We start from the raw sequence: 6552 nt of genomic DNA on the forward strand, positions 1-6552 counted from the left end.
AAGAAAGATACTCCAAATGAAATGGATGTCATGTTTATTCATCATGCTCATTTATATTGTATAGAATGTAAAACAGCTAAAACGATGGCACATGAACAAGCTAAAGATGTTTTGTATAAATTATCTTCTTTGCAAGATTTTGGTGGAATCAATCAAAAACAAGCGGTTATTTCGCTGTATAGTTTAAAAGATTACAACTTAACTCGTGCCAATAATTCTGAAATTCGGATATTCCAAGAACGTGATTTACTCAATTTAAGTCAGCTTATTTCGGAATGGCTACAGCCCGAATCGACAAGTATCAGTCAAGGTATAAGCTTATAGATCATACGTTTGTAGTTGATCTATGGCATGCTTTTACATATTGAATGATGTGGAAAATAAGATGACCGTTTACTTTATTACTCGCCATAAAGGTGCATTAGAATGGGCTAAAGAGGAGCATGTACATTACGATGTGCATGTTACTCATTTAGCAAATTTTAATGAACTGCGTGCTGAAGATACGGTAATCGGGACTTTACCTATTCATTTGGTTGCAGACTTGCATGTGCGAGGTATTCGGTATGTTCATTTATCCATGCATGTGCCTGCACATTTCAGAGGTTTAGAATTAAGCGCACAACAGTTACGCGATTGTCGTATCCGATTGGAGGAATTTTATGTTGTACGCCCTAACCCAATTTGATCAGCACGCCCGTGTATGGGATTACAATTCATGTATTGACATGGTATTCGCACAAAAATTATCACAACTTATTGTTTTTTATATTTATAAGAAAAACTGTGAAATATTTCGTCATACAGCAACTTTACTGATACATACTTTGAAATATTTAGCCTCTATAAGCCTTTGCTTTACAAAAGAAAAAAATAGAGGTAGAGTCTGAACAGACTTCCCTGTAGATAAGGGATTAAGACAGATCGTCTTTAGTAAGTTTAGGCTTCTTCTCAGGTCTGAACAGACTTCCCTGTAGATAAGGGATTAAGACACATCTACACGATCATTAAAATTAATTGACGACGTCTGAACAGACTTCCCTGTAGATAAGGGATTAAGACTCTTCGAGTACCTCTACCAATACTTCTTGCAATGTCTGAACAGACTTCCCTGTAGATAAGGGATTAAGACACAGCGTAAGTCTTATAGTGAAAATCAACACCTTTAGTCTGAACAGACTTCCCTGTAGATAAGGGATTAAGACTGCATTGCATTTGCAATGCGCATAGGAATGAACGTCTGAACAGACTTCCCTGTAGATAAGGGATTAAGACTTAACGTAACCAATAGTTGTACGTGGTTCACGTCTGAACAGACTTCCCTGTAGATAAGGGATTAAGACGATGATTGATTTGTTGTTTGAATAATATGCATCAGTCTGAACAGACTTCCTGAGCCTTTCTGAGAAACACTGTTTCGAAGAAGGCGTAAAATAAGGGATTAAGACTAACTGATTAGAGCTGTTTGAGAAGATTCTAAAGGTCTAAACAGGCTTCCTGAGCCTTTGACAAAGCATTGCTTTGACTAGGCGTAAAATAAGGAATTAATTCTTCTTAACTAATAATTAAAATCTTCTTATATAGTTTTTAGCGGCTTTGTTGCACAAAGATTTCATAACTATATGATTTTAAAATTTTGATTATTTTTTGATCCAAAATTAAATTTATTTAAATCAGATGCTTACATATTTATGCAACAAAGCCGTTTTTAGCTAAAAACTATTTTTCAAACTTAAGTCTTTGATTAATTAATGTTAATATTTTATAAGTTTTAAACAACGGCATTTACAATGAATAAATATATCTATATCCATTGCACAAATATTGGCGAAACAAATAAAGAACAAGACAGTACAACAGAATATTTAAAAATTGATGGTAAAAGTATTCAAATATTAGATGAGTACATTGCACAGAGTATTATTAGTGAACATAGTGACCATAAAAAATGGAAGCTTTGTTATTTTGCCAACACCGAATATAGTGTTCAATTTTATGTATATCTTTACTCATACCCTCGCGATTATTCTCTCAAGAGATATTCAAATGAACTCTCAAAAGGCATGATCGTTGACGATATAAAAACCACAGATCTAAATAATTCGCTTTTTGAATCGATTTCTAAAAATATTCGTGGTAGTAAGTCACTTACCCTGGAAAACTATGTCGATCATACTAGTGGCAAATATTGTATTGATGGTAGCGGTATAGTTTGGGTTAGTGAAATTAAGGATGACCCGAATGCACAACGTTTTATTTATGTATATCTGCTTGCACGTGCATATGAAATCGCGATGCAAAGACTAATCCAAGAATTTGCAGAAATACAGGTGAATTACAAAGATATCAGTGAAGAAGATGTTCTCAAACTAAAGCATGCTTACTACAAAGTGTGTAAATTTAATATTCTGCATTTCACAAATTTCCCAGTTAAATCACAACACAACTTATTCAAAAAAATCTGGGATGATCTGTCCAAGCATTTCAAATTGGCAGAAATTAACCATGAAATCAGTAAACAAGCCTTAGAGTTTAAAAATATCATTGAGTTTGAAGCAATTGAACAGCGTAATAAACTAGAAAAACTACAGTTTGAACAAACGAACAAAATTGAAAAAGATAAAAACAGTAAAATTCAAAGATATTTTATTATTTTGGCTATTATACCAATTATTATCTCAATCATTGAACTGACATTTTTCTGATCATCTAATAAATAAAAAACCTTTAGTGTTAAACTAAAGGATTTTTTATGAAGCAATTTAAAAGATTCTAAAAACGTTTAAGAAACATTTCAAAATCCTCATAGCTGAGTCGATCTATAGTAGTGTTTAGGAATGCATCCAATATCGTATCTATGAAATCTTGCTGATGATTTGCATAATTAAACAATTCGCTTACATCTATACTAAAACGTTCAGCAGAAATTCCATAAGTGTTAATATCCGTAATATCTGCACCAGAGCAAACTAACCACTCGTCATCAGGATTTTCTATGAAATTCAGTTGGATACCATCTTTTTCAGAATAACATAATAGAATTTTTTTTATGGACTTCAAATGAGGATGAATAATATTGGCATATGTTGTTAACCATACTTTGCGCTGTACTTTATCCAAAATATAATTAACCTCATCACCTTCCCATAATTCCACATCATAACTAAGCTGTTTAGGATCTATGCTCAGCAATGACTCGTATTCTGCAAAGGTCATTTTTGGTAATTTGGGCGCACTTGCCTCAATTTCGTCCCACATTTGCATTTCTTTTGCTAATTCTACTTTATATTGCTTCATTAGATTTGTTGTCATATCTAAAAATCCTTATTTATTCTGCATACGCGCTTCTTTTAAAGCTTGAGTCATTTTAGCCATATTTAGCTGCTCAAGTGTTGAGATGATTGTTTGATACATTAAATATCCTGGATCACCTTCCAAATCACGATTAATTCTCGTGGTTGTATGCGAGTAGCTAGATGTATAAACAGGCTTTTGCATATCTTTAATCATAATCGTTGCATGAGCCACAATCACATTTGAAAACTTACTAGAATCAGCAACGACCTCTAACCCTGCATTATGATTCTTTAATGCTATACAAACTTGATCGTAATTATTTGGGCTCAGACCATATTTCTTCATTACCTGAAAAACTTCAGGGTTACCGCTGCTAATATTTAATTCGCATGCTTGAACAGAAACTGTAGCCATTGCCATTGCACCAACAAATAATATTTTTTTAAGCATCATGTTTACTCTTATTGATTAGATGATGCAGCTAGTATATAAGGTGAAATACAAACGCTATTTTTTTTGCAAGCTTATAAAATTGATCATATCTTATACTTAGTAGTTCCTAATTATTTTCAACAAAGAAAAACAAACTCATAATTGCATAAGGTTCCAGAACTATTCTGTACAATATCACTTTGAAGAGACTACCGCAGCAATGCGGAAGGCAAACCAATCCTTGTAATAGCCCCCAATTAAAATGGACGGTTTTTACTTTGATAACTCATTATTTTAGTAAATGCTTAAATCGATCCTTTAAACTTTGCTGCATCTTTTTCTCATCACTCAAGGCTGCATAAATCTCTCTTTGTTGATCATTTGGACGCAAGCCATGTGCTAGTGCATTACGAAGATAAGTAAGTTTTCTAAAAGAATCTTTGTTTTTTAGTTTATTTTGGGCATCTTTACGAATAGAAAAATCGTTTTCATCTTGTTTTTGTTCGTAAAGATATTGAGAAATCATCCCTTCCATAGCGTAAATTACTGCTCGCAAATAATCACGACGTGAAAAATACTCTTGTGCCAACTGCTGTTCACGTAAACCACGGTTAGCGGCTTTAAACCAAGTTAAACGCTTCATTAATTGCGTCTTGAATAAATTAAAAATAGGGGTATTGATCTGTTCAAGTTTGGCAAATAGAGTAGATAACTTTTCTCTTGCTTTACTGCTATTGGAAGTTCTTTCGTAGAAAGCAGCTTGCTTAAGCTGCTCGACATCCGAAAGAGTTAGCCCCTCTTTGATTAATAGTTCAGAAAATTCACCATAATCGCCATCTTTGTCAAATTTACCTAAAGCATCAATCCAATCTAATAAGTTCAACAATCCATCTAGCTTGAGTACAGGTGTGCCTTCTGCTGATGTCATATCCAAAGCGCCATAGTAAATATGCTGTACATGAACAAACTTAAGGACTTTTAAAAAACGAGCTGCAACCAAAGACAGCATTGGAAGATGCCGGAAGCCGTGAGTAACATCTAGTATAATGTCTTCATGTTCGGACAGCGCATTCGCTAAAACGGATAAAATCTCAATCTGTTCCTGCGTAGTTCGTGCAAAAGGAATTAAGATACATCTTACTTGTGCATTTAACTGCTGCTGTAAATACTGTTCAAAAGGCTGCAGCAATTCTTCAGTCACTGACGATGTTTTTACGGCATCACTTAAAGAAAACCATTGTTCTTCAAGTGCGTCACTGCCTGCTTCTAAAAACACATCCCACATACTGCTTGAGGTTCCTAACAGTATGACTTTATCTGCTTCAAGTTTTTTCTGCAGTGCTAGACCAATATATTTCTGATGGGCATAGACGTCACCATCATCAAAAATATAATCGGTATCCCGATAGCCGCTATTATGTTGACCTTTTCCTAAAAAACTCACCAATGTAACCATTAGCAGACCTGCTCTATTTTATACTGCCCCAAGCCATGTGTGGCATTTTTGCCTAAATGAATCGTTTGACCAAACTCCAATAAAGGTAGCCATGGGTCAAGGTCGCCAAATAACTCATAAGTTCCAATAAGCCCTTGCAGCTGAATCTGCTGCTTTTGTCTATTCGAAAATCTAATGATTTGATTCTTATTCAGTTCAATCGCTTGACCTTGCATTTTATCTAATGCAGGCTTCAACTGTTCAAACTCAATCGGCATCACTTCCCCATGCTGTCTGCAGTAATTTTGGATACGCTGATACAGGCGCAATAAAACTTGCTGCGGATGCAGCTTAGATGCGTCTAAAATATACTGACCGTTGTGCTTGAGCCTGACCGGACTTTCAAAAGTCAAACGCAATCTTTTGGCTGGTATTGATTCAACAGGATTAAATTCTAAAATATGAGCAGGGAAAAACTTATTGATCAAAGGATCATATAAGGTCGCATCGCCTTGGCTAATCTTGACCAACGTACACATAATCCGTTGATGAGTTAATCCTCGCTCTAAAGCTTTTTGCCAAGCAAACATCACGATGGGTAAATCATCAATCGCCTTACCTACCAGTGTCATTGAAAAAGACCAGTGCTGTCCTTTTTCAATTTTTTGATTACTTAAATGTGCAACCTGCAATGCATACGGATTTTGAGCTTGACCGTATTGAGAAATGTCATCAAACAGTTTCTCAGTTTCAAAAATACGAATATAACTGCAATTTTGTTTTAGCGGACATAGATTACAGTCAGGCATACGTGTGATACAGGCGATTTTTCTTAAAGAATGCCCAAATGCACCTCTAAGCATTGAACCAGAAAAAGCAGGAAGAATAATATCTTCTTCCTGCTTTACATGTATTTGAAATTGAAGTGCTTTTAAACTCACAATGCAGGCACCATTTTTAGAAGTTCTTTCGGTTTGTTGGCTTTTGGATCAACCCCTAATTGTTTAAAAATAGCTTTTGCCTCTTCACGCAGTGTGGCTTTATCTGCAGCAGACCATGCTTGTGCTACAATAATTAACTCACGCAATTCATTATACAAAGCACTACCAGCACCTTTTGAATTTTTATCCTGCTCGGCTTTTAACTTCATTTCAAAAATAAGCTTTTGTTCTTCTGTCATTTGAGCTTTTTTCGCTTCTAGGGCTGCTTGCTCGGCTTGCTCTTGCTGTTGCTTTTCGAGCTTGGCTTGCTCTTCTTGAGCTTATTGAACTGCTATTTCTCTGATTTCGGGGGTATATTTTACTTTTTTCGTCGGGACACTACGCTTTGCTACGTCTTGCGAAGCAATCCTTCTTATCTCAAGAAAATGGGGCTCCAACAAACTCGGT

Annotated in this window: 8 protein-coding genes and 1 CRISPR repeat array; of the genes, 3 read left to right on the top strand and 5 right to left on the bottom strand. The window is 35.2% G+C overall.

The features are described 5' to 3' along the window. The 3 genes from HHA42_RS12870 to HHA42_RS12880 all read left to right on the top strand — a co-directional run. Positions 1–324 (top strand): DUF1887 family CARF protein (locus HHA42_RS12870; protein ID WP_168526778.1); only part of this gene is annotated, 324 nt, incomplete at its 5' end. Positions 325–385: 61 nt separating this feature from the next. Next, the gene (gene csx16 / locus HHA42_RS12875; protein ID WP_140973294.1) at positions 386–688 is read left to right on the top strand and encodes a CRISPR-associated protein Csx16; all 303 of its coding nucleotides are present in this window, start codon (positions 386–388) and stop codon (positions 686–688) included. A 196-nt stretch (positions 689–884) separates the two neighbouring features. After that, positions 885–1414: direct repeats of the CRISPR family, unit length 37 nt; unit sequence GTCTGAACAGACTTCCCTGTAGATAAGGGATTAAGAC. A 376-nt stretch (positions 1415–1790) separates the two neighbouring features. Beyond that, a complete protein-coding gene (locus HHA42_RS12880; RefSeq protein WP_168526781.1) occupies positions 1791–2705 on the top strand; it encodes a hypothetical protein in 915 nt (304 codons plus the stop codon). A gap of 67 nt (positions 2706–2772) precedes the next feature. On the opposite strand, the gene HHA42_RS12885 is transcribed toward HHA42_RS12880, so the two are convergent. From HHA42_RS12885 to HHA42_RS13555, 5 genes are all read right to left on the bottom strand, one after another. Next, positions 2773–3312, bottom strand: a complete 540-nt coding sequence (locus tag HHA42_RS12885) for a hypothetical protein (RefSeq protein WP_168526783.1) — start codon at positions 3310–3312, stop codon at positions 2773–2775. Positions 3313–3324: 12 nt separating this feature from the next. After that, positions 3325–3750 (bottom strand): hypothetical protein, encoded by a 426-nt coding sequence (locus HHA42_RS12890; protein WP_168526785.1) that lies wholly within the window; start codon positions 3748–3750, stop codon positions 3325–3327. A 268-nt stretch (positions 3751–4018) separates the two neighbouring features. Then, entirely contained in the window at positions 4019–5173 is a 1155-nt protein-coding gene (csx2, locus tag HHA42_RS12895; RefSeq protein WP_354667090.1) for a TIGR02221 family CRISPR-associated protein, read from the bottom strand. A gap of 11 nt (positions 5174–5184) precedes the next feature. After that, positions 5185–6105: a CRISPR system precrRNA processing endoribonuclease RAMP protein Cas6 gene (cas6, locus tag HHA42_RS13625; RefSeq protein ID WP_168526789.1), complete on the bottom strand. Its 921-nt coding sequence runs from the start codon at positions 6103–6105 to the stop codon at positions 5185–5187. Continuing rightward, positions 6102–6344, bottom strand: a complete 243-nt coding sequence (locus HHA42_RS13555) for a hypothetical protein (RefSeq protein WP_252726331.1) — start codon at positions 6342–6344, stop codon at positions 6102–6104. Before HHA42_RS13555 ends, cas6 begins: the two co-directional genes overlap by 4 nt. Positions 6345–6552: the final 208 nt, after the last annotated feature.

The sequence above is a fragment of the Acinetobacter sp. A3 genome (assembly GCF_012371415.1).
GTDB lineage: Bacteria > Pseudomonadota > Gammaproteobacteria > Pseudomonadales > Moraxellaceae > Acinetobacter.

What these genes read in the sequence shown, in the direction of transcription:
- csx16 (WP_140973294.1), top strand. Translation starts at nt 386, where the DNA reads ATGACCGTTTACTTTATTACTCGCCATAAAGGTGCATTAGAATGGGCT.
- HHA42_RS12890 (WP_168526785.1), bottom strand. Translation starts at nt 3,750, where the DNA reads ATGATGCTTAAAAAAATATTATTTGTTGGTGCAATGGCAATGGCTACA.
- HHA42_RS12885 (WP_168526783.1), bottom strand. Translation starts at nt 3,312, where the DNA reads ATGACAACAAATCTAATGAAGCAATATAAAGTAGAATTAGCAAAAGAA.
- HHA42_RS12880 (WP_168526781.1), top strand. Translation starts at nt 1,791, where the DNA reads ATGAATAAATATATCTATATCCATTGCACAAATATTGGCGAAACAAAT.
- HHA42_RS13555 (WP_252726331.1), bottom strand. Translation starts at nt 6,344, where the DNA reads ATGACAGAAGAACAAAAGCTTATTTTTGAAATGAAGTTAAAAGCCGAG.